At 62.3% G+C, this 23,485-nt stretch carries 21 protein-coding genes; 8 read left to right on the top strand and 13 right to left on the bottom strand.

Features of this window, described 5'->3' with window-relative positions:
* Nucleotides 1-1,617, bottom strand: a complete 1,617-nt coding sequence (locus FLP30_RS01180) for a lysine--tRNA ligase (protein ID WP_149277984.1) — start codon at nucleotides 1,615-1,617, stop codon at nucleotides 1-3.
* Between the two features lie 156 nt (nucleotides 1,618-1,773).
* On the opposite strand from FLP30_RS01180, the gene FLP30_RS01185 reads away from it, so the two are divergent.
* A complete protein-coding gene (locus FLP30_RS01185; RefSeq protein ID WP_149277985.1) occupies nucleotides 1,774-2,529 on the top strand; it encodes a competence/damage-inducible protein A in 756 nt (251 codons plus the stop codon).
* 87 nt (nucleotides 2,530-2,616) lie between these two features.
* Here the strand turns inward: FLP30_RS01185 and FLP30_RS01190 are convergent, their stop codons facing one another.
* The 3 genes from FLP30_RS01190 to FLP30_RS01200 all read right to left on the bottom strand — a co-directional run bounded on the left by FLP30_RS01190 (nucleotide 2,617) and on the right by FLP30_RS01200 (nucleotide 4,883).
* Entirely contained in the window at nucleotides 2,617-3,573 is a 957-nt protein-coding gene (locus FLP30_RS01190) for an acetyl-CoA carboxylase carboxyltransferase subunit alpha (protein ID WP_149277986.1), read from the bottom strand.
* A 105-nt stretch (nucleotides 3,574-3,678) separates the two neighbouring features.
* Nucleotides 3,679-4,638, bottom strand: coding sequence for a tyrosine recombinase (locus FLP30_RS01195; RefSeq protein ID WP_256366596.1), 960 nt, complete (start codon nucleotides 4,636-4,638; stop codon nucleotides 3,679-3,681).
* The gene (locus FLP30_RS01200) at nucleotides 4,635-4,883 is read right to left on the bottom strand and encodes a hypothetical protein (protein WP_149277987.1); all 249 of its coding nucleotides are present in this window, start codon (nucleotides 4,881-4,883) and stop codon (nucleotides 4,635-4,637) included. Before FLP30_RS01200 ends, FLP30_RS01195 begins: the two co-directional genes overlap by 4 nt.
* Nucleotides 4,884-4,952: 69 nt before the next feature.
* Here FLP30_RS01200 and aroB point away from each other — a divergent pair, with 69 nt between their 5' ends.
* The 6 genes from aroB (at nucleotide 4,953) to FLP30_RS01230 (ending at nucleotide 13,176) form a co-directional block, all read left to right on the top strand.
* Nucleotides 4,953-6,686 (top strand): 3-dehydroquinate synthase, encoded by a 1,734-nt coding sequence (gene aroB / locus FLP30_RS01205; RefSeq protein ID WP_149277988.1) that lies wholly within the window; start codon nucleotides 4,953-4,955, stop codon nucleotides 6,684-6,686.
* 348 nt (nucleotides 6,687-7,034) lie between these two features.
* Nucleotides 7,035-8,174: an OmpA family protein gene (locus FLP30_RS01210; RefSeq protein ID WP_149277989.1), complete on the top strand. Its 1,140-nt coding sequence runs from the start codon at nucleotides 7,035-7,037 to the stop codon at nucleotides 8,172-8,174.
* 92 nt (nucleotides 8,175-8,266) lie between these two features.
* Entirely contained in the window at nucleotides 8,267-8,746 is a 480-nt protein-coding gene (locus FLP30_RS01215) for a GtrA family protein (RefSeq protein WP_149277990.1), read from the top strand.
* A gap of 150 nt (nucleotides 8,747-8,896) precedes the next feature.
* Nucleotides 8,897-11,542: an alanine--tRNA ligase gene (gene alaS / locus FLP30_RS01220; protein WP_149277991.1), complete on the top strand. Its 2,646-nt coding sequence runs from the start codon at nucleotides 8,897-8,899 to the stop codon at nucleotides 11,540-11,542.
* Between the two features lie 84 nt (nucleotides 11,543-11,626).
* Nucleotides 11,627-12,316 (top strand): phosphatidylserine decarboxylase, encoded by a 690-nt coding sequence (locus FLP30_RS01225; protein WP_149277992.1) that lies wholly within the window; start codon nucleotides 11,627-11,629, stop codon nucleotides 12,314-12,316.
* 8 nt (nucleotides 12,317-12,324) lie between these two features.
* Entirely contained in the window at nucleotides 12,325-13,176 is an 852-nt protein-coding gene (locus FLP30_RS01230; RefSeq protein WP_168200027.1) for a CDP-alcohol phosphatidyltransferase family protein, read from the top strand.
* A gap of 8 nt (nucleotides 13,177-13,184) precedes the next feature.
* Here the strand turns inward: FLP30_RS01230 and FLP30_RS01235 are convergent, their stop codons facing one another.
* The 7 genes from FLP30_RS01235 to FLP30_RS01265 form a co-directional block, all read right to left on the bottom strand.
* A complete protein-coding gene (locus FLP30_RS01235) occupies nucleotides 13,185-13,676 on the bottom strand; it encodes an NADH-quinone oxidoreductase subunit B family protein (RefSeq protein ID WP_149277994.1) in 492 nt (163 codons plus the stop codon).
* Between the two features lie 33 nt (nucleotides 13,677-13,709).
* Complete coding sequence (locus FLP30_RS01240) at nucleotides 13,710-15,206, bottom strand: NADH-quinone oxidoreductase subunit D-related protein (protein WP_149277995.1); 1,497 nt, start codon at nucleotides 15,204-15,206, stop codon at nucleotides 13,710-13,712.
* Entirely contained in the window at nucleotides 15,206-16,336 is a 1,131-nt protein-coding gene (locus FLP30_RS01245; protein WP_149277996.1) for a hypothetical protein, read from the bottom strand. Before FLP30_RS01245 ends, FLP30_RS01240 begins: the two co-directional genes overlap by 1 nt.
* Nucleotides 16,333-16,923 carry a hypothetical protein gene (locus tag FLP30_RS01250; RefSeq protein ID WP_246856548.1) on the bottom strand — a complete coding sequence of 197 codons (591 nt, stop codon included), beginning with the start codon at nucleotides 16,921-16,923 and terminating at the stop codon, nucleotides 16,333-16,335. The genes FLP30_RS01245 and FLP30_RS01250 overlap by 4 nt, the downstream gene beginning before the upstream one ends.
* On the bottom strand, nucleotides 16,920-17,939 hold the full coding sequence (locus FLP30_RS01255; RefSeq protein WP_149277997.1) for a hypothetical protein: 1,020 nt from the start codon (nucleotides 17,937-17,939) through the stop codon (nucleotides 16,920-16,922). Before FLP30_RS01255 ends, FLP30_RS01250 begins: the two co-directional genes overlap by 4 nt.
* Entirely contained in the window at nucleotides 17,936-19,537 is a 1,602-nt protein-coding gene (locus FLP30_RS01260; RefSeq protein WP_246856549.1) for a hypothetical protein, read from the bottom strand. Before FLP30_RS01260 ends, FLP30_RS01255 begins: the two co-directional genes overlap by 4 nt.
* A 150-nt stretch (nucleotides 19,538-19,687) precedes the next feature.
* On the bottom strand, nucleotides 19,688-20,461 hold the full coding sequence (locus FLP30_RS01265) for a methyltransferase domain-containing protein (RefSeq protein WP_149277998.1): 774 nt from the start codon (nucleotides 20,459-20,461) through the stop codon (nucleotides 19,688-19,690).
* Nucleotides 20,462-20,534: 73 nt separating this feature from the next.
* Between FLP30_RS01265 and gloB the strand changes: the two genes are divergently transcribed.
* On the top strand, nucleotides 20,535-21,260 hold the full coding sequence (gloB, locus tag FLP30_RS01270; protein ID WP_149277999.1) for a hydroxyacylglutathione hydrolase: 726 nt from the start codon (nucleotides 20,535-20,537) through the stop codon (nucleotides 21,258-21,260).
* Nucleotides 21,261-21,354: 94 nt separating this feature from the next.
* On the opposite strand, the gene FLP30_RS01275 is transcribed toward gloB, so the two are convergent.
* Both FLP30_RS01275 and FLP30_RS01280 read right to left on the bottom strand, forming a co-directional pair.
* On the bottom strand, nucleotides 21,355-22,389 hold the full coding sequence (locus FLP30_RS01275; RefSeq protein ID WP_149278000.1) for a DUF2125 domain-containing protein: 1,035 nt from the start codon (nucleotides 22,387-22,389) through the stop codon (nucleotides 21,355-21,357).
* Nucleotides 22,390-22,681: 292 nt separating this feature from the next.
* The gene (locus FLP30_RS01280; protein ID WP_149280141.1) at nucleotides 22,682-23,398 is read right to left on the bottom strand and encodes a lysophospholipid acyltransferase family protein; all 717 of its coding nucleotides are present in this window, start codon (nucleotides 23,396-23,398) and stop codon (nucleotides 22,682-22,684) included.
* Nucleotides 23,399-23,485 lie beyond the last annotated feature (87 nt).

The raw sequence follows: 23,485 nt of genomic DNA on the forward strand, positions 1-23,485 counted from the left end.
TCAGCCCTGTCGGTCGCGCAGAAGGGCCGCATCAATCAGGGCGACTGTCTCTTCCACACCATACAGGGCAACAAAACCGCCAAAGCGCGGCCCTTCCTTCTGGCCCAGCAGAACCTCATACAGGCAGCCAAACCAGCTTCGCAGCGGCTCAAACCCATGGCGCTTGCCAACTTCGAACACAAGGTTCTGCAAGGTTGCGGCATCTGCTGCCTCGCCCTCAAAACCACGCAGCACTTCTGCCAGATCAACCAGTGCCCCGCGCTCATGCTCGGTCGGCGCACGGAAGGTTTTGGCCGGGCGCACAAAATCAGCGTAATACGCAATGGCATGGCTAACCAGGCAGGCCAGCATCGGGTGGCTCTCTGCCGACACATCTGGGTCATACCGGCGGATAAAGCCCCACAGCACTTCGGGCGTTTCCGCATTGGCAACACTGGCCAGATTAAGCAGCATGCTGAACGAGACCGGGCTACCAGCATCCTCCGCCACCTGACCTTTGAGGATAAACCACGCCGGGTTGGCCCGCAGGTCATTACCTGTGGGGTTTTCGGCCTGCTGGGCGCGGGCTTTGTCAACATGGGTCAGATAGTCATCCGCCGTTTTGGGAATGACATCAAAATACAGCCGCTTGGCGCGCTGGGGCTGGTTGAACATAAACTGGCCCAGACTTTCCGGCGGGGCGTAGCGCAGCCATTCCTCTACCGACAGGCCGTTGCCCTTGGATTTGGAGATCTTGCCGCCCTGCTCGTCCAGAAACAGTTCATACGTCAGGCCTGCCGGGGCCGTGCCCCCCAGAATACGGCAGATCTTGCCCGACAGGCGTACGCTGTCGATCAGGTCCTTGCCTGACATTTCGTAATCAACGCCCAGCGCATACCAGCGCATGGCCCAGTCGGCCTTCCACTGCATTTTGGCGTGACCGCCGGTTACGGGCGTTTCAAACACTTCACCCGTTGCAGGGTCGGTCCAACGCACTGTCCCGGCAGCAGGGTCGATGGCGTCCATCTTGACCTGCATGACTTCACCCGTACGCGGGTGCAGCGGCAGAACGGGGGAATAGGTCGCCCGACGGTCCGGCCCCAGGGTGGGCAGGATGACGCCCAGAATTTCCTCATGCACTTCCAGCACCCGCTTCAGCGCGGCGTCAAACCGGCCAGAGGTGTAGTAGGCGGTGGAGGACGCAAATTCGTACTCAAAGCCAAAGCCGTCAAGAAATGACCGCAGGCGAGCGTTGTTATGGGCCGCAAACGATTCGTGCGTGCCAAACGGGTCGGGCACGCGCGAGAGCGGCTGGCCGATAAACCCTTGCAGCATGTCGCGCTGGGGCACATTTTCGGGCACCTTGCGCAGGGCGTCCATGTCGTCCGAAAAAGCCAGTAGGCGGGACGGACGGCCAGTCAGCGCCGTATAGGCCTGACGTACCCAGGAGGTACGCGCCACCTCGCCAAAAGTACCAATATGCGGCAGGCCCGACGGGCCATAGCCGGTTTCCAGCAAGGCCGGGCGCACGTCATCACCGCCCTCACGGGTGGCTACATGGTCGGCCAGTCGGCGCGCCTCCTCAAAAGGCCAGGCGCGCGGAATATCAGCTACAGGAGGTGTTTGGCTTTCGGACATGGGCGGAAGCTATGAACTGCTCTGCTCCTGGTCAATCCAAAAACGCGTGCCGCGCATGCCAGCCGCCATTTTTTCCTGCCATTGACCCCGCCCGTCCATGGCTTCATCCTCTGTGCAGACAGACGTCCCGACGTATCCCAAGGACAAAGCCAGACCATGCGCCGCACATCCGCCCTTATCCTGATCGGCAACGAGATCCTTTCCGGCCGCACACGGGACGAGAACATTCAGTTCCTGGCCCGCAGACTGGGGGAACTTGGCATCCCCCTGCGTGAAATCCGGGTTATTCCCGATGTGCGCGAAACCATTGTCCGCACCGTGACCGAACTGCGCGCGGCCTTTGACGAGGTTTTTACCACCGGGGGGATTGGCCCCACCCATGACGACATTACCGCCCCCTGCGTGGCCGAGGCCTTTGGGGTGCCGTGGGAAATTGACCCCCCGACCTTCGCCCTGCTGGAAGACTATTTTCATAAGTCGGAGTTCAACACCGCGCGCCAGCGCATGGCCCACCTGCCCCGTGGGGCAACACCCATTGCCAACCCGGTCTCACTCGCGCCCGGCTTCAGCATTGGCAATGTGCATGTCATGGCGGGCGTGCCCCGCATCATGCGCGCCATGTTTGAGGAACTGGCCCCGAGCCTGAAAAAAGGCCCGCCCGTGTCCTCCACAACATGGCATACGCTGTCACTGTATGAAGGAACGCTGGCCCAGGGGCTGGAAGACGTGCAGGACCATTACCCACAACTGGATATTGGCTCCTACCCCTTCCACCGTGAAGACGGCAGCTATGGTGTCGCCCTGATTGCCAAAGGACAGGATGAAGCCGCCGTGCAGGCCGCCGCACGGGAAATCCATGACCTGATTGTGGAAAAAGGCGGCACCCCCATTGCCGGGGAACCTGCCCGCTGAACACCCAGCCCTGAAAACACAAAGGGCGAGAGCCAGCGGTATTCCCCGCCCTGCTCTCGCCCTTGAGATGGAACTCTTGCTGGCGGCTTAGTGCAGGGCTTCACGCCCCATGGCCAGAAACTTCTCGCGCCGCAATTCCTTCAGGCGGGCCGGAGCCAGCGGCAGAAGGTCCTTGAGGGTTTCGGACAGCACCTTGCCCACAGCCTTGCGGGCCGCATCGGGGTCACGCTGCGCGCCACCTACGGGTTCTGGAATAATCTGGTCAATCAGCCCAAGGCGCTTGAGGTCCTGCGCCGTCAGCCGCAGTGTTTCTGCCGCTGTGCTGGCCTGTTTGGGATCACGCCACAGGATGGAGGCACAGGCCTCGGGCGAGATGACGGAGTAGATGGCGTGCTCAAGCATAAGCACCTTATCGCCAGCACCCAGAGCCACAGCCCCACCGGAACCGCCTTCCCCGATCACAGTCGCGATCAGCGGCACGGGGGCATCAAAACAGGTGGCAATAGACCGGGCAATTGCCTCGGCCTGGCCACGCTGCTCGGCATCGATACCCGGCCATGCGCCTGCCGTGTCAATAAACGTCAGGATCGGCAGGCCAAACTGGCCAGCCAGCGTCATCAGCCGCTGTGCTTTGCGATAGCCTTCGGGCCGGGCCATGCCAAAGTTGTGCTGGAGGCGCGTTTCCAGGTCCGAGCCGCGCTCGGTGCCGATCACCATGACGGGGGTACCGTCAAAACGACCCATGCCACCAACAACGGCCTTGTCATCCCCAAACAGCCTGTCCCCCGCCAGCGGGGTGTAGTCTGTCACCAGCGCATTGATGTAATCCTGCGCATGCGGACGCTGGGCATGACGGGCAACCTGCACCTTCTGCCAGGGCGTAAGCTTGGCATAGATGGTACGCAGATGCTTTTCCGCCTTTTCAGAAAGGCGGGCCGTTTCTTCTTCAATGTTGACCCCTTCGGGGTCTGTCATCTGCCGCAGTTCGTCGATCTTGTTTTCAAGTTCGGCGACGGGCTTTTCGAAATCCAGGAACTGACGCATGGCAATGCCGATAGCACAATGACGTTGAAAACCAAGTCACTTCCTGCATCCAAACGTATCATCAGGTCATTTTTCATGGTCGCACGACCCTGCGACACGGCATTTTCAGCCTTTTGCGGCCGTGCCGCCTTCCGCCGCGTCCGTGGCGGACTCCGCTCCGGCAGCCAGCGGATGGTGTTCCGCCACCACCTGCCGCAACCGTTCGGTCTGCACATGGGTGTAAATCTGGGTTGTCGCAATGTCCGCATGCCCCAACAGCACCTGCAACGCCCGCAAATCCGCCCCATGGGCCAGCAGATGCGTAGCAAAGGAATGCCGCAGGACATGGGGGGACAGGCGCGCTGGGTCCAGCCCCGCACGCAGCCCGACATCATGCAAAATACGGTCAAACGCCTGACGGGTCATCGCCCGGGTGGGCACACGGCCGGGGAATAGATACGGGCTTTGCAGCATGGCATCCGCCTGCAACAGCGCCTGAGCGGCCTCCCGCGCACTGTCTGACAGGGGCACAAGCCGCTGCCGCCCGCCTTTGCCCCGCACCATCATCATCCGGGCATCTCGCCCCAGCGCCTGCCGGGGTAGAGCCAGCAGTTCTGATATACGCAGGCCCGAAGCATACAGCAGTTCCAGCGCCGCGCGCGCAACCAGCCCGCGCCGCCATTTTGCAGACGATGCGCCCGAGAGCGGCAGGCAGGCCTCCAGCAGGGCCAGCACCTCCGATTCGGACAAAAAGCGCGGCAATGTCCGTTCTGGCCTGGGGGTATCCAGGCTGGTAGCCGGGTTGTCAGCCCGCAGCCCCTCACGCAGCTGGAAAAGGCAGAACTGGCGGATACAGGACAGCCTGCGCGCCACAGTCCTGCGGGACTGCCCATCCTGCGCGAGGTCGGCCAGCCAGTGCCTCAGCCCCTGTGTGGTGGCATCAGCCAGTGTTTCCCCACAGCGTGCAAGGCTGTCCGCGCAGGAGCGCAGGTCAGCCTCGTACGCAGCAAGGGTGTTGGGGGCCGCAGCCCGCTCCGCCGCCAGCATTTCCAAAAACAGGTCAACACCGTCGGCACGCCGGGTCACGGGTGGGCGGGAGCCTGCTGCTGGACAGGCGGCTGCGCAGGAGCGGCAGGCACCACGGGGGTAATAACCGGCGCATCGGGCACAGCCAGTGTCGGCGCGGCCTGAATGACCGGGGGTGCTGGCAACGGCAGGTCACGGTGGACAGGCTGTGGCACAGGTGGGTGCGCCGTAAGACCCAGCGCGGCAAACCCGCCAAGCAGCGCAATAGCCACAATAGAAACAACAATCAGAACCATACGGCTCATACAGGCTGGCTCCCAAGGATAACGTGATAAATAAGTGTGTTCTTCCTGCTCTATGTTAAGCTGTACGACATGTCATCACGTATCTCCACACCTCCGCCCGAAACCACAGACCCGCCCCCCATTCCGCTTGACCTGGAACGGATTGTCCGCTGCTCCACCGATGGCTTTCTGCCTTCGGGGCGCAGCATTGTGCTTGTTGGCCTGATGGGGGCAGGCAAGACAACGATCGGCCGGCACCTGGCCGGGCGACTGGGCCTGCCTTTTGTAGATGCGGATGTTGAAATTGAACGGGCGGCTGGCTGCTCCATAGCCGATGTCTTCCGGCTGTATGGTGAAGCCGCCTTCCGTGACGGAGAACGCCGCGTGATCCGCCGCCTGCTTGAAGGCCCACCCATGGTGCTGGCCACGGGCGGCGGCGCGTTCATGGACACCGCCACCCGCACCATGGTGCGCGAACATGCCATTTCCCTGTGGCTGCGCTGCCCCCTGCCGGTGCTGCTGCGCCGTGTTTCCGGCCGCACGCACCGCCCGTTGCTGAACACAGCCTCCCCCCGCGATGTGCTGGAGCGGCTGATGACCATCCGCCACCCGGTATATGCCGAGGCGGACATTATCGTTGATTGTGGAGATAACAACGTGGAGCATACCACAACACGCGTCATGGAGGCGCTGGCCCTGTCAAACCGCCCCCTGCGGCTACCTGTCAGCCTTGCCAGCACCCGTTATGATGTCGTGATCGGCAGTGACCTGATCAGCCGGGCCGGTGCCCTGCTGGCCCCCGTGCTGCCGCGCAAGGCCGCCATCATCATTACCGATGAAACGGTCGGGGCGCTGTATCTGAACCGCCTGGAAGAAGCACTGGCCCAGACCGGCATTGCCACACGCAGCCTGATCGTGCCGCCGGGTGAACGCAGCAAGAATATCGACACCTATGCCGGGCTTGTCGATTCCATCCTTAAAGAAGGTGTGGAACGACGCACCAGCATCATCGCCCTGGGGGGCGGTGTTGTCGGAGACCTGGCAGGGTTTGTGGCCTCCACCACCCTGCGTGGCCTGCCGTTTGTGCAAATACCGACCACCCTGCTGTCCCAGGTCGATTCCTCCGTCGGGGGCAAAACGGGCATCAACTCGCGCTGGGGCAAGAATCTGATCGGGGCATTCCACCAGCCCCTGTGCGTTCTGGCCGATGTTTCCGCCCTCGCCACCCTGCCCAGGCGCGAGCTGATGGCCGGTTATGCCGAAATTGTGAAGGCTGGCCTGATCGGTGACCCCGAGCTGTTTGCCTGGTGCGAAAAGAACGGCGCGGCCCTGCTGGACCAGGACCCCGAAACCCTTGCCGAGGCCGTACGACAGGCCTGCGCCTTCAAAGCCCGGGTTGTCGCTGCTGATGAGCGTGAAGAGCAGAAAACCGATGGCCGGGCACTGCTGAACCTGGGTCACACCTTTGGCCATGCGCTGGAAGCCGAACTGGGGTACGACGGCCGCCTGCTGCATGGTGAGGCTGTTTCCATCGGGCTGACTCTGGCTTTTGCCGTGTCTGTCCGACTTGGAGCCTGCCCGCAGGCCGATCTGGAGCGCGTCACCCGCCATCTGGAAGGGCTGAACATGCCCGCCCACATCCGTGACCTGCCTTATTCCTTCAAGGTCGATGACCTGATGAGCCACATGCTCAAGGATAAAAAAATGCAGGATGGCAAGCTGTCTTTTGTGCTCGCACATGGAATCGGACAGGCCTTTACAACCCGCGATGTACCCGCCCAGACAGTGCGTGACGCACTGGTTGCGGACGGTGCCGCACCTTAAAATATAAGGGTGTGCGCGGCCCAAAGCGGTGCGGCGTTGCAAAAACGTCGCCCTGCCTCAATTCTGCCCCAATCACGCAGGAGAGAAGCAGCAAGCTTTGCTATTGCAATGCGTTAGATACACAGGAATTATCCAGCGGCATGCCACATGCAGCAGGCACATATTCGAGCACCGAAATGGACTGTTGCAAATAAAGCACGCGTATGACTTCTAATGGTGAACAGTAGGAAGCTACGGGTTTCTATTTGGGAACCGATCGTTTTATACGACCTTTAGGCATCTAGCTGGACCTGCCCGCCGAGACGGTTGGCGGGGAAGTCGAACAGATGAGACATTGAGGACGAAAAAATGCGTCTCCGCACGGCGTTACTTGCAACGACACTGATGGCAGCGGCTCCGGCGGCCGCATCTGCCACCACGATCACAGGCCCTTATGTTGACGTGGGCGGTGGTTACAACCTGGTCCAGAACCAGCACATGCACCTCGGCAACCCTGCCGGTGCAGCCATTCCTGGCGGTGGTTCCTCCCAGATTCGCCACAACACCGGCTTCACCGGTTTTGGTTCGTTTGGCTGGGGCTTCGGCAACGGCCTGCGCGCTGAAGTTGAAGGTGTTTACAACTTCTCCTACATCAACCACCGCGGCGGCACCAATGTTCTGGGCAAGACGCACAGCAGCGACGAGTCCTACGGCGGCTTTGTCAACGTGCTGTACGACATCGACCTGAAGCAGTTCGGGATCGACGCACCTGTCACACCGTTCGTCGGTGTTGGTGCTGGCTACCTGTGGCAGCGTTATAACAACATGCACACCAACTTCGTTGGCGGCGCGTCCACCACCGTTGCTGGCACCCGTGGTGGCTTTGCCTACCAGGGTATCGTTGGTGCGGCCTTTGACACGGGTATCCCCGGCTTCCAGGTCACGACCGAATACCGCATGATCGGTCAGCCCGGCTCCTTCGTTGACGGCGCTTACAACTACAGCTCCTTCAACTCCACTGGTGCACGCACGACCCACGGTCATGCCAACTTCGACCAGCGCTTCAACCACCAGTTCATCCTGGGCCTGCGCTATGCGTTCGACACGGCTCCCCCGCCGCCGCCGCCCGCTCCGGTCGTTGCTGCTCCGGCTCCGCTGCCCGCACGCTCCTACCTGGTGTTCTTCGACTGGGACAAGTACAACCTGACCGCTCGCGCTCGTCAGATCGTGGCTGAAGCTGCTCAGGCTTCCACCCACATCCAGACGACCCGCATCGAAGTTAACGGCTACACCGATAACTCCGCTGCACGCCCCGGCCCGGCTGGCCAGAAGTACAACCTCGGCCTGTCCGTGCGTCGTGCTCAGAGCGTGAAGGCTGAACTGATCCGTGACGGTGTTCCGGCTGCTGCCATCGACATCCACGGCTACGGTGAAGCTCACCCGCTGGTCCCGACCGGCCCGAACACCCGTGAACCCCAGAACCGTCGCGTGGAAATCATCCTCCACTAATCCGGTTCGGTTCCGATTTGCTTCGGAGAAGAGAGGCGCCCTCGGGCGCCTCTTTTTTTGCCTTTACCCCAAAGCTATCCCATGGCCCGGTCATGCCCCTTCCCCTTTCCGGCACCAGATGGCGCCAGCTAGAGCAGTTTCTTAAATTTGGTGTTGTCGGCAGTCTGGGACTTGTGTGCGACATTGCCTCGGTCTACGCGCTGCGCCCCCTGCTTGGGCTGGACCTTGCAACTCTTGCGGCCTATTTCATCGCAGCGACATTCAACTGGGTGTTGAACCGACTCTGGACATTCCACGGCTTGGGCCTGCACCACCACCCGATCATGCAATGGCTGCGCTTTCTCTCGGCCAACAGTCTGGGCTTCTGCCTGAACCGTGGCACGGTCTATGCGCTGTTTTTCTTTGTGCCGCTCTGCGTCCACCACCCGGCATTAGCACTGGCTGCTGGCGCGCTAGCAGGCATGCTGGCCAATTTCAACATCAGCCGGGCCATGGTCTTTCGCAACCACCCCGGTGCGCCCCAGACTACGCCCACGCAGCCAGACAAAAAGCCACATTCGACCACGCCATAATACAGCCTCTTTCGGAGAAACCCGGCCTGCGCTACATCTAGGCGCAGATCATGACCACACAGTACCTTCCGTACGGCCCGTGAGGACAGCTTTCCCGCTTCGAGGATACATCACGCGCTCAACCCGTTTCAGGACGTTTTGCCCCTCGCCATGCTGACAACAAACGAAATTCGTAGTGCTTTTCTGGAGTATTTTGCCAGCAAGGGCCACCAGATCGTACAGTCCTCCTCCCTTGTACCGCGCAATGACCCAACGCTGTTGTTTACCAACGCAGGCATGGTGCAGTTCAAGAACGTCTTTACCGGCCAGGAAACGCGCCCCTATTCGCGCGCGACCACGGCGCAGAAAGTCGTTCGGGCCGGGGGCAAGCACAACGATCTGGACAATGTCGGCTACACGGCGCGCCATCACACATTCTTTGAAATGATGGGCAACTTCTCCTTTGGCGACTACTTCAAGCCCGAAGCGATTGAACTGGCCTGGACGCTGGTGACAAAGAACTTCGGTCTGGCCAAGGACAAGCTGCTGGTCACCGTCTTTGCCGAAGATGAGGACGCAGCGGGCCTGTGGCGCAAAATTGCGGGGCTGGATGACAGCCGCATTATCCGTATTCCCACATCGGATAATTTCTGGCGCATGGGTGACACCGGCCCCTGCGGCCCCTGCTCGGAAATTTTTTACGACCATGGCCCCGATGTTCCCGGTGGCCCCCCCGGCTCCCCCGATGAAGACGGGGATCGGTTTGTCGAAATCTGGAACCTTGTGTTCATGCAGTATTTCGAAGACCCGCCGGGCGTGCGTACTCCCCTGCCCCGCCCGTCCATCGACACCGGTATGGGGCTGGAACGCTTTGCCGCCATCATGCAGGGCAAGCGTGACAACTACGATACCGATACCTTTGTGGCGCTGACACAGGCCTCGGCCGACATCACCCACCAGTCTGTGGATGGCGCTTTCAAGGCCAGCCACCGGGTTGTGGCCGACCACCTGCGCTCCGCCGCCTTCCTGATTGCTGACGGTGTGCTGCCCTCCAAGGACGGGCGCGGCTACGTTCTGCGCCGCATCATGCGCCGCGCCATGCGCCACCTGCACATGATGGGCACGACCGACCCCGTGTTCCACAAGCTGCTGCCAGCCCTGATCCAGCAGATGGGCGGCGCCTATCCCGAACTGGTGCATGGGGAAGCCCTGATCCGCGAGACCATGCGTGGTGAGGAAGAACGCTTTAAAGCCATGCTGGATCGCGGCCTGCACCTGCTGGAGGACGAAAAGAGCCGCCTGCAGTCTGGTGCCCCCCTGCCCGGTGATATCGCCTTCCGCCTGTATGACACGTTTGGCTTCCCGCTGGACCTGACACAGGACGCCCTGCGCGGCAGCGGCCATGATGTGGACGTAAAAGGCTTTGAAGATGCCATGACCGTCCAGCGCCAGCGTGCCCGTGCGGCATGGGCCGGGTCCGGTGACAGCGCGGTTGAAACCGTGTGGTTTGAAGCCCGCGACAAATTTGGTGCCTCCGAGTTCCTCGGCTATGCGACAGAGCAGGCTGATGGTGAGGTCCAGGCTATTATCAACGACAACGCCTTTGTGGCTGAAGCCCCTGTTGGGGCAGAAGTGGCCATCCTGCTCAACCAGACACCCTTTTACGGTGAAAGCGGCGGTCAGGCGGGGGACACCGGCTTCCTGACCGCTTCTGGCGTCAAGGTTGCCATCCGCGACACCCAGAAAAAGGCCGGGGACCTGATCGTCCACTACGGCACCGTGACCGAGGGTACGCTGCGCACTGGCGCTGCCGTTACCGCCACGATCGACCATGACCGCCGTTCGGCCATTCGGGCGCATCACTCGGCTACCCACCTGCTGCATGAGGCCATGCGCCGCCACCTTGGCGCGCATGTTGCCCAGAAAGGCAGTCTGAACGGCCCCGAACGCCTGCGCTTTGACGTCAGCCAGCCCCGCCCTGTCACGGCAGAGGAACTGCTGGACATCGAAGCCGAAGTGAACCGCCGCATCCGTGAAAACTCGGCTGTCATCACCCGCTCCATGACGCCTGAAGAAGCCGTGAACGAAGGGGCCACAGCCCTGTTCGGGGAAAAATACGGTGATGAAGTGCGCGTTGTGTCCATGGGTGCAGGGGACGACACCCGTGGTGCCTGGTCGATGGAACTATGCGGCGGCACGCATGTGGCCCGCACCGGGGATATCGGGCAGTTTCGCATTGTCTCCGAAAGCGGTGTGTCTGCCGGGGTGCGCCGGATTGAGGCCGTTGCGGGCAGAGCAGCCGAAAGCCTGACTGCCACCAACGAGCAGCGCCTGGCCCAGATGGCAGCGATGATGAAAGTTGGCGCAGCGGAAGCCCCCGAGCGTCTGGCAACCCTGCTTGAAGAACGCAAGCTGATGGAACGCCAGATCAGCCACCTGCAACGCCAGCTTGCTGCGGGCACCGCGACTGCTGCCGGTGTGGAAACCATTGGCGCTATCCGTCTGGCCACCCGCAATGTGGCCGAAACCCCGGCCCGGGAACTGAAAGGTCTGGCTGAGACCATTCTCAAACAGGGCAATGCCGATGTTGTGGTCCTGATCTCCACCGCAGAAGGCAAAGGTAGCGTTGTTGCCGCCATTACCCCGGAGTGGGCTGAAAAAGCTGACGCTGTAGCCCTGGTACGCGCTGCCAGTGCTGCCATGGGTGGCAAGGGTGGCGGTGGCCGCCGCGACATGGCGCAGGCTGGCGGGCCTGATGCCGGTGCCGCCGACGCCGCCTTTGACGCCGTACGGGCGACCCTGAAGGAACTGGCCTGACCCACAGGGTGCGCGGGGTGCCTTGCCCCGCGCATTTTCGTGCTTTTCTTGTGACGGCTGGCGTCCTCGCGTAAGGATTATCTCATGTCCCTGTTATCTTCGATCAAGCTGGTTGCCTCCCGCCCTCATCCGGAAGCGCGGCCGTTCCTGCTGGCATCAGCCGCTACGTCCCTTCTGGCCTACTGGGCTGGCCGCAAGCTGAACTGCCCCATGCTGCGGCGTGCAGGCCATGCCAGCACCGGCTTTTTTGCGTTCTGCCTGTATTTCTTCCGCGACCCCGAGCGCGTAACCCCGCCTCAGGCTGATCTGGCCGTAGCCCCTGCTGACGGGCATATTGTCTCGATTGAAAAAATCGCCCCACCCAAGGAACTCGACATGGGCACAGCCCCTGTCTGGCGCATTGCCACCTTCCTTTCGGTGCTGGATGTCCACGTCAACCGTATGCCCGCCGCTGGCACCGTGACACGCATTGCGTACCACCCCGGCCTGTTCCTCAACGCCAGTCTGGACAAGGCATCCGAGCAGAATGAACGCAATGCCCTCAGCCTGACCCTGCCCGATGGCCGGATGCTGGCTGTTGTCCAGATTGCCGGGCTGGTGGCACGCCGCATTGTCTGCTCCGTCACCGAAGGCATGCAGGTGGAAGCAGGGGAACGCTTTGGCCTGATCCGCTTTGGCTCCCGCACCGACCTGTACCTTCCGCCGGGTGTTGAGCCGCTGGTGGCCGTTGGCCAGACCATGGTTGGCGGTGAAACCATTATGGCGCGCCTCTGAAAACCGCCGTGACAGTTCCCGCTCCTCTCCCTGCCCTTTCCGGGCAGGAACCCCCGCCCCGCCGCCGCCTGCGCCGGAGGGTCCGCAACAAGATCCGGGGGCCGTCGTTTAACCGGCTTGTCCCCAACATCCTGACCATGCTGGGGCTGTGCGCGGGGCTGAATGGCATGCGTTTTGCCATTGATGGCCGCTTTCAGGCTGCGGCTGCCGCGTTGCTGATTGCTGCTTTCATCGATGGGCTGGATGGCCGCATTGCCCGCCTGCTGCGTGGCTCCACCCGCTTTGGCGCGGAGTTTGACAGCCTGTCGGACTTTCTGTGCTTTGGGGTTGCACCGTCTTTTCTGCTGTATTTCTGGGCACTACGCGACAGCAACCGCTACGCTTTCCTGCCCTGCATGCTCTTTACCGTCTGTATGGCGTTGCGGCTGGCCCGCTTTAACGCCAACCTTGATGGTGAGGAACATAAGCCCAAATACGCCAGCAACTTTTTTACAGGCGTGCCTGCCCCGGCAGGAGCCGGACTCGCGCTGTTTCCCCTTTTCCTGGGGCTGGAAGCGCAAAAGCTGCATATTGACTGGCTGTATGACTTCACACGTCAGCCATGGCTGCCATGGCTGAGCCTGACCGGTACAGCCCTGTTGCTGGTTTCCACCCTGCCTGTGTGGTCGTTCAAGAACTTCAAAGTGCCCGCCCAGTATGTGCTGCCACTTATGCTGGGCACCGGCATCTATGCGGTTGTGCTGATCGCTGACCCATGGGCCGCACTCGCCGCCGCTGGGGTTATTTATATGGGGCTGCTGCCGCTCAGCCGCCGGAGTTTTCTCAAACTCAAACGCGCGGCAGAAGCCTTGCAGGAATAAACTCCACCCTACCGTGCTGGCGCAGCCGCCGCCCCAACCCTGCCGCCAAACAGCGCACTTAACCCGGCCAGCACATCTGCCGGGGTAGGTGGGCAGCCGGGAATGGAAAAATCAACGCTGACCTTCCGTTCCAGACCACCCATGACGGCATAGTTTTCAGCAAAAAACGGCCCGCCATTCTGGGCACAGGCCCCCACCGTGATCAGCCCTTTGGGGGTTGGCATGGCATCCCACGCGGCTTGCAACACGGGGGCCATGGCCCAGGTGACTGCCCCTGTTACCAGCAGAACATCTGCCGCGCGCGGTGTTTCAACAAAGCCAAATCCCGCCCCGCGCAGGTCATACGGCAAATGGGCCAGAGCCTGTAGCTCCATGCCACAGCCCCCACACCCGCCCGTATCAACATGAAACAGCCACACAGGCCAGCGTTCGCCCGGTGGTTTTGCGGCCTGCCTTGCCTGCCGGAACATGCCATCAAACACGGCGTGAATCAGCCCCATGGGATGTTGCCTTTCCTGTCCATCCCCACAGCTCTAGGCGTCCAGCGCTGCGGCATTGACCCCAAGTGAACACGCCAGAAGAGGCAAGTCCTCGACACTGTGGCCGCTCAGGGCATTTTCAAACAACAGCAGGGCTGCCTGCTCTGGCCCGTGCTGAAACACATGGGCCACACGCCCCTGCGACAGGCGCACCCAATAGAGCACAGGCCCCCATGGCCCTTCCACCATGGCGGCCCCTTCTGCACTGTCTGCCTGACAGTCCACATAGCCTGCGGCGGCAAGGCCAAGCTGGTCTGCCGCAATGCCTAACATACGCAGGCTTTCAACAACTTCATCCAACAACAGAAAAGCCCTGTCCTCAGCCGTTCCATGTCGCTTGGCGGAAGTATAGCGCCATAGCCCGGCGTAGCTGGGCATGGCGCGGCGGTGGTCACAGTCCCCGCCGCTGGCACGGGCTACAAGCCCTTCCAACCCAAGCTGGCCGACATCATCACGTGTAATGGCTCCCAGGCTGGCAAGCCGCGCACCAAGCCCTGGATAGTCCCGCCATGCACTGGCCAGCGCCGGAATACGCCCCTGGGCCAGGTCACAGACCTGACCGCATAATTCACCCATCCGCATGGTTTCAGCCAGACGCACCCCACCGGGCTGGCAGACATCCATCAACAACCGCGACCCGGTCACAGGGGCTATTGCTGCCAGCAGGGTCTCGCGCAGGCCCATGCTGCGGCTGGCCAGCACATCGGCCCCAGCCAGCCGGGCAAGCTTGGCCAAAGTGTACAAATGATGGCTGACACGCTCCATTTCCAACAAGGCAACCCGGAGCAGCCCTGTTTCCGCCGCAGCCAAAACACCGCAGGCATTTTCTACCGCCATGCAAAACGCAACCTGATGCGCGACCGAGACACCGGCGCTGACCCTGCTACTCAACCGACAGGCTTCATCCAGCCTCGTATTCCGCCAGCGCAACGCCAGCCCACGGTGGGCATAACCTGTCTGGCTTTCTGCCCGCAGTATGCGCCCACCCTGCAAAGCCAGTCTGACGTGCAAAGGGGGAGCCATGCCACCGGTTGCAGGCCCCCAGCCATCCACATCACCCGCACCATGCAAGAACTGCTCGGACGGCTGAAAGCGCACCAGCCCCTTATGGCCACCAGCCAAGCCGGGTGCCTGCGCTAATGGGGTAGAGGCCTGCCAGACATCATGGTCCAACAATGGCCGCACATCGACCGCCCACATGGCCTCCGCACCATACAAATCGTACGCTGCGCGCTCATACAGGCTGGAAACCGGCCTGACTGGGGACAGGGCGGGGTAACGCCCATCTTCCAACGCCACAGTGGCCGCAAGGGGCTGGCCGTCTGGCAGGAACAGGGCATGCATATCCTGTCCATCACACCACAGGCCAGCAAAAGGCAGGCGATCATGGGCCAAGGCCTGCACGAGGTCGCGCCATGCCAGCTCATCCAACCGATAGCGCCATGGGGTCTGTGTCTGCTCCGCCGCGCGGATGAGGGATGCAGCCTGCATCAGAACGCCCCCAGCATCATGGCCAACGGCACAAGAAAGCCCATCCCGGCCAGCACCACACAGGCCAGTTGGCCCGCAGCTTCATCAGGCCACACCAAATGCAGCGGCACACGCTCTGGCAGGCCGCGCACAACCACCAAAAGCAGGCCCGCTACGGTCAGTACGGCAATACTCCATGACCAGTCGGGCAACATGGACAGCAACAGCAGGCACCCCACAAACGGCGCACCGGGGGGAAAACACGCCAGTGCCCGCACTGCCCAGCCACGCTCCAACCGTCCGCCACCGGCCAGGCACCACCCACACAAAAACAGCAGGGCCGCCACATCGGCCTGAATACCCACGGCCATAAAGCCCAGTGCCAGCGGAAAAGTGCGAAACATACGCCGCCCGGACAAACGCCCCACGCACCCCGTCAGCCAGACAGACAGCAGCCCTGCCGCAACCAGCGCCATGGCAAAAGCTCCCCCCCCATGCACACGCAGGCGCATGGCCAGCAGCAGGGTTGTCGCAGCCAGAGGCAGCAGCAGGAAAACATCATTGTCTTCCCGGCCGAACTGCCCAAACGGGGCAAGCCCCGTCAGCACCACAAGGCCGCACGCCATTGTCAGCCCTGCGACCAGAGTATCCTGCGGCAATGTCAGCCCACACAGGACCAGAAACACTCCGACAGCCCCGGTGCGGATCAAACTCCAGCCTGTCATGGCCTGACCCGCTGGCCGGGTAAACACAAAGACCCCCCAGCCCAGTTCAATCACCAGTATGCCCAGCCCCACCGCCGGGTCGGGGGCGACGCAGGCCAATCCGGCCAGAGCCGTGGAAACATGGGGCAGGCTGCGCAACAGCCGGTCGGGCAGAACCGGGCTTTCCAGCACCATCAACAGCAGGCCGAATGCCAGCATCACCCGCCCTGCCCGCTGCACCGGGTCATCATCCCACCCTGCTGCTGCGGCTTCGGAAACAGGGAAAAGGAATACCGCCAGCGCCAGCGCACACCCAATGCCCGCAACCCATATTGCGTACTCCCGACTGCGGGGGGCCGCGAGTGCCGCCACAAGCACCGCCCCGACAAAGGGCCACACAAACGCCAGCGCCGCCAGCACAACCGTCAGTTCGGCGCCAAGGCTCATGCACTGTCTCCCTTTGGTGCGTCATGCTCTGGCCTGCGGGCACGCCGCACGCCTGTAGCCCGCAAGGCCGACAGGCGCGGCAGCACCCGGTGGATACACAGCCCGCCCTGCACCAGCACCACAGCCCCGGCAACACCCGCCACACCCACCAACACACCACGCTGCGCCGTCACGCCTGCCATTAGCGCCCCCTGCACACACGCCTGCAAACCTGCCCACTGCCAGATCATGCCCTGGCGGCAGACAACAGCCACCAGGCCCGCCACAATCACACAAAGCCCGGAGGGAAAAACCACCATTCCCGCGCGGGCACTTGTCAGCAACAACAGAACCATCAGGCCCAACGCCAGGAATGGCGCGGTAACCCGGCTCCGTTCCTGCGGGGTATCAACCTGGTAGCGCAGCAAAAACAGCGGCGGCAGAATGGAAAACACAAGTGCCAGCGCCGCACCGCTAAGGTTAAGGGCCTGCTGCCCGCCCACCAGCATATCCAGCGCCGCAGCGACCCCCAGCAGAGGCAGAAAACCCATGCCACGCGCCACAATGGCCAATGCCAGCAAAGGAGCAAGGATAGCAGCAAGGGTCATGATGTCGGCCCTGTGGTGTCTGTGGCGGGGGAAGGGTCGGTCAGTTGTGTGTCGTTCATGCTCTGCGCCTGCCGTGGCGCATGCGCCCATGTGACCTGCCAGGCCAGCAGACCCAGCAGAAAAACAGCCCCCAGCCGGATACGCACACGGCGCGTTGCGGGCAGCACAAGCAACCGGGCCCCGGCCAGAAGCAGCGCGGCCACCCCCAGCTTGCACACCCACAGGACCGCACCCACAAGACACTGGAAAACCCACTGCCCGGCAGGCATGCCACCGGGCATGCTCAGGCTGGCGGCCCAGGCCATATCAGCCGCCAGAGTAACCCAGCATAGCCGCACACAATCAGCCGCCAGCAGCCACAACCCCCTGTCCGGCCCTGCGAGGGGGGCCATGGCCCCTGCGGTCTCTCGCCCATCAGGCCCAAGAGCCACGACGACAAACAGGGCCACACCGGCCAGCACATAAGGAGCACCATCAGTCAGGGGGGACAGTGCATGCAGCCCGGCCAGAAACGCTGCCAGATCATGCGTGCCTGCCAGCAGCAGAATTGGCACCAACACGGGCAGCAGCAAACCATCACCCAGCAAGGCAATACAGGCCTGACTGGCAGAAAAATGCCCCTGCAAAGCCTGCGGCAAGGACAGCAGCACACTTGCCCCAACCAGCAGCCCACACACCAGCAACAGCCCCGGTGCCGGAAAACCCGCAATGGTCAGCGTAAATACCGGCACCAGCGCACAACACAGCACGCCCAGCACAAAGGCAGAAAAACCAAACAGCGCGTTCAGCCCTTCCCCCTCGCTCCGCAGGCCGGGACGGCGGAACTGGTGCTGAATATCCAGCCAGCGGCCCATGACAGGCAGGCCCGACTGCCCCTCCAGCACGGCGGACACCCAGGCTGTAACGCCTGTAAACAGCGGCGCCACCAGCACCATAAGCGCTGCCTGCACCAGCAGCATGAACGCACAGCCAGCCAACCAGCCCCATGCAGGTCCGTCTATTACTTCCTGTGTCATGTGCCTGCAAAAAGCCCCACGAGCAGCCCCACCCCCAGCAGCAACAGGACCAGCATCATGCCCTGTGTTTCACACCAGACAGCGACACGGAACGCCCCACGCCGCGCATAACGCCGCAAAACCGCACTCCGCCGACTGCGCCACAGCGGCAGCGCCCCACGCCGCCCTGCCACAGCAGGACGGGCCAGCCCCCACAAACGCGCCCAGGCCACAGTCACGGGCAGGAACGCTCCACTTGATTGATCAGGTGCTGGTCCATCCATCAACGGCATACCCTGCCGCCATACAGGGACCTGACGCACAGCCTGCCCAAAAGGCAAAAAGCCAAACAGCCGCACCAGCAGCCCAACCGCACAGAACGCACCCGCAACGGCGAACAAAACCAGCAACGGTGTCAGGCTGCTTTCCCCATCCGGTGCGCTGATGACAAAAATGCTCCCCCAGCCCAGGGGCGAGGCCGCAGGCCCGGCCACCACGGCATTGGCCACAAACAGCCACAGGCCCGGCAGGAGAGAGAAAATACCCGCAGCCCCCGCGCAACACCATACTGGCAGCCAAAACCTACGCTCGCCCCCGCCTGACACACCAGCACAGGCGCGGGGCAGAACAGCACGGATCAACCCCAGCGTTGCACACACCATGACAGCACACTGCACACCCACCAGTAGCAAAACCACCAAAGCGACCGCAGGACGTGCACCGGTGATGGAATCCTCCGCCGCCACAAGCTGGCTCCACAGCACGGCAAACCCGCCAGATGGCGGCAACAGGGACAACTGAAAAACCCCCAACCCGGCCAGGATACGCCCCCGGACAACAGGCAGCGCCCCATCGCCTACTCCCAGCACAGCCAGCAGGCCCAACAGGCACGGCCCCATACCCAGCCTGAAGGCCACTCCAAAGGTGTCGGCCCCATCCAGCGCAGAGACCAGTGCGAGCACAAGGTTGAGAACCAGCCCGCCGTACCAGGCAGCCGCCACCCCGGCCAGCATGGCTTCCACCCGGTCTGCACGAAATGCCTGCACGCACCCCCGCAAAGCTACATAGGCCCCACACCCCAGCAATGCGGCCTGTGCCAGCAATGGCAGGTCCCCCCGCTCGGCCAGAATCCGCCCAAGCAGGAATACCCCCGTGCATGCGGGCACAACCGCGACTGCCCCCCGCTGGACTGACACCGCCCAGCCTGTTTGCACGATGGTCAGGCACAAAAGGGGAACCGACAGGGCGCTGTCAGCCGGAATACAGGCGGGCAGCACTGCAAACGGCAGGCAGAAGGCCCGCCAGCCCCGGCCCGCCAGCAAAGCCAGCGCCGTGCCTGCCAGCAGACCAAAGACCAAGGGGGAAATCGCCAGAAACCCAAAGCCTGACAGCACACAGGCCAGTACCGCCCTGTCAGAACGCGCACAGCCCCCTGCAAAGGCCAGCACCAGCACCATGGGCCACGCGGGGCCATCAACCCCGAAAATGGGCAGCCACGCCAGTTCCCCCTCCAGCCGGAACACAGCACCCACCAAGGCTAGCAGGGCCAGAATACCCCACAACCCGCCCTGAATATCAGTACGCCAATACGCAACGCTGGCTGGCAGTTTGCCCGCCAATACGGACAACAGGCCCAGCGCGCACAGTACAAGCAACAGCGCACAGAGTAGAAGAGACGTAAAAATGGAACCCGGCCCTGTCCTGAGAGTGAATCCGACTTACTGGAATCCGGCGGATAACACCATGCGCGCCGGTTTGTGACAATCTGTTCAGCGTTGGCGCAGCCGTGATGCCCCACCCCGGTTGACCAACCGTGCAGCCCCTGCGACCGGCACGGCCAACCGGGAGAGCCAACGCCGCCGCGCAGTCAGCCCAACCGGCCGGACAGAATACATATCGCGCACAGCCTCTACCAACAGCAGGCTACCACCCCCTGGGCACAGCACCTTGCCGGCAATATCCGCCCGCCTGCCAGCCTGAACGGAACGACAGGACGGCCCCACAGGTAGAAAAAGAGCCTCATCCCACCGTTCCGCCCGCAGCATGGCTGCGGCCAGCAGGCTCCGCAGCCCACGACGTGTAAAGGCGCGGTCTGCTGCAAAAGGGCTCCCCCGCAACCGCCACGGACCAGCCAAACGGTTGGGCACCAGCAACATCAACCTGCCGTCATCTTGCAAAACACGGGCGGCTTCGCGCAGTTGGGGCACAAAATTCTCTGCCCCCCGCAGGGCATGGACCAGCACCACACGGTCAAAAACCGCATCCTGAAACGGCAGGTCACACGGGTTGGACTGGCATGTCACCACGCCAGACAGGGCCTGCCCTGCCCCGGCCAGCAGGAGGGATTTGGGGCAGACTGCCACTTTGTTGGTCTGAGGATCACCCAGCATGGCAAGATAGGGAGCTGCCATGCCAACACCCAGCACAGCCTGCCCCCGCAGATCAGGCCAGAGCCAGCGCATACGCTCGGCCACCAGGGTGGTGCAGACCTGCCCTTTGGGCGTTGTATAAAAATTTTCGCACGCTGGCGTAAAATCCTGCATGATCCCTGCCTATCACAAGGGCTGTCTCCGACGCCATGACCCTGCCCCCTCAAAGCCAGCCGAAGGCCCGACTATGCCCCTGAGTATCCACGCCCTTCCTGTTCTGTCCGACAACTACGCCTGGGTGCTGCGCGACAGTGCCACAGGCACCGTAGCCGTAGTCGACCCCGGCGAGGCAGAACCTGTGCATGCCTACCTGCAAGCACAGGGCAACAGGCTGGACCTGATCCTGCTGACCCACCACCACAATGACCATATTGGCGGGGCGGAAGCCCTGCGCCAGCAATACGGTGCCCGCATTGTAGGCGCGCTGGCCGACCAGCACCGTCTGCCCCCGCTGGATATTGCCGTGCAGGAGGGAGACCACGTGCAGGTCGGGGAAAGCCAGGGGCGGGTTCTGGCTGTACCGGGCCATACGCTGGGGCATATCAGCTACTATTTTTCTGACCCACCGGCCCTGTTTTGTGGAGACACCCTGTTCAGCCTCGGGTGTGGCCGCCTGTTTGAAGGCACCCCCAGCCAGCTTTTTGACAGTTTGCACAAGCTGGCTGCCCTCCCCAGCCAGACATTGGTCTGCTGTGGGCATGAATATACACTCTCCAACGCTGCTTTTGCCCTGCACGCCACACCCGACAATACCGCCCTGCACGAACGGGTGGCCGAAGTCCGCCAGTTGCGCGCCAAGGGGCTGCCCACCGTGCCGTCAACACTGGGGCAGGAACTGGCGACAAACCCGTTCCTGCGTGCGCCTGATGCCCAGAGCCTGGGCCTGCTCCGCGCAGAAAAAGATACTTTCTGACCCGCTACAACGCATCTGCCCCCACACTGTGGGGGCCATCGCGGACCAGACTGGCTTTGAACGACTCAAACCCAACCGGCCGGTCAAAAACCAGCTAGTGAAAGCCCCCAGCGGGCACTGCCATCATGGCATGCAGCACAGGCAGAAGGGTGGTAACGGGCAGCGTGCCAACCTGCATTTTGCTGTCCCGCACCATAATGGGCAGAATAAGCGCGCCCTGGCTCATGCCCTCACGGCTGGCTAGGCGGTCGAATGTGGTTTCCATGGCTTCCACCTGGGCTGCACTCAACACCCCATGCTGGCGCAACTGCTCCACAAAGGGTTTCCATTGCCGCAGGGTCAGCCAGAAATCCCCTGTCGCGGCCCCCTCTCCCCCAGTATTGAGGTGGCCAGACACACCCACTTCCAGCCCATTCCAGTCAGCCGAAAAGCGCTGCACCAGCACATCCGGCCAGCCCGCCAGACCCGTTGCCCCCCAGGAGACTGTGTGCAGGACACTAAACGGCCCCGGCACCGAAAATGCTGCCCTTACGCGCTCAAAACCCTGCCCCAGAGCAGGCACACCCATCTGCCGGGCATAAACCAGCAGACCACCCGCACTGGCCTGCTGAGACGCCCGCGTGTTCCACAAAAACTGGCCCTGGGCATCCACCATGCTAATGCCCAGCGGCTTGAGGGAAACAAAAGGCGACTGAAAGCGCACAAGCCCTGTCTCGGCCGTGCAACAGGCCAATCGGAAGTCGATCGGAGCCCCCTCCACCCGCAGCACTTCATGCTTATCAGCGGCCTGACCGGAGGAGGCTGTCAGACCATGCAGCCGGATGGACACAGCCCTGGGTGACCACACCCGCACCCCCAGTTCCACACGGCTGGAGGCATAGGTCAGGCTGCTCCACCCTGCCCAGTCGCCGCCTCTGGCCCCATTGCAATGGAGGCTGACGTGATCGAGCACCACTGTCAGATTAAGCAGCCCATGCGGCACGTCATGCCCGACATTGACCATCTGGCACGCACCAAAATTGCCGCTGCTAACACCCTCCAACTGCCGTGCAGCCGCCCAGCGCAGCAGGCCAAGACCTCCTGCCCCCAGAGCAACCGCAACAATGCCGATACGACCGAGTGTCTTCACGGCTTCTCCCGTTTTTTCGGCAGCTCAGACGCAGCCGTGTGACTGTTTGCAGCATCCCCTGTCCAGCGGCAGGGCTCCCGCCTGGATATTTCAGCCCCAAGGCTGATACTCCCCAGCAAGAACGACAGAAAAAGCTTAAAATACAACGAACATGCACAGTTTTCAGGCAGCAATACGGTAGCCCCTGCGCCGTATGCATCGCCATCATATTACAGAAAGTTCAGAATACGGCTGTTGCATTCATAGGACCCTCAGCCATGCTGAAAAAACAGGTCCGGACAAAGGTGCAGCCTTATTGTCCGCTCTGGCTGACCCAGCCCTGCTCTAACTGCCGCCAGCTTTGCTCGATCCCGGCCAACAATTGCCCGCGCCTGGCTGGCTCTATGGCCGCCCCTATGGCCACATGCAGCACACCAGGGCGTTTGACAAAAGCATTACGCCCCCAGAACAGGCCGGAATTGGTCGCAACCGGAATAACAGGCAGCCCGGTATGGTTGGACATGGCTGCGATCCCGGGTTTGAGGTCAACATGCTCGCCCGGCAAGGTGCGCGTGCCTTCGGGGAAAATAATAATCTGCCTGCTGTCCTGCACGGCTTTGTCGGTGCCTTGCAGCAGCAGGCGCAGGGCCTTGGCCCCGGCAGCCCGCTCAACCGGCATCATGCCTGTCAGCACCAGCATTGGCCCCAGAAGGGGGATACGCTTGAGTTCCCCTTTCATCACGTAACAGGGCCGGGCCAGCAGCAGCATCCAGACCAGCGTGTCAAAGGCGGATTGATGCTGAGAGGCAATCAGGGCCGGGCCAGAGGCTGGCAGGTTTTCCAGCCCGCTGACCTGCAAGCGCACCCCGCAGATACGCCCGAACAGCCACAACACAAGCCGCGACCACAGCCGTGCGTAGGGCAGCGCCCATTGGTGCAGGAACCAGCGCACGGGAAAAGCCCCAACCCCCATCAGCAGGGTCAGCGCAAACGCCAGCACATTGAACACAATGGAACGCACAACAACCATGACCACCATACCCGCAACCATCAGAGCCAGAGCCAGAGCCAGAGCCAGAGCCAGAGCCAGAGCCAGAGCCAGAGCCAGCAATGCCGG

This window comes from Acetobacter vaccinii, from assembly GCF_008365315.1.
Taxonomy (GTDB): Bacteria; Pseudomonadota; Alphaproteobacteria; order Acetobacterales; family Acetobacteraceae; genus Acetobacter; species Acetobacter vaccinii.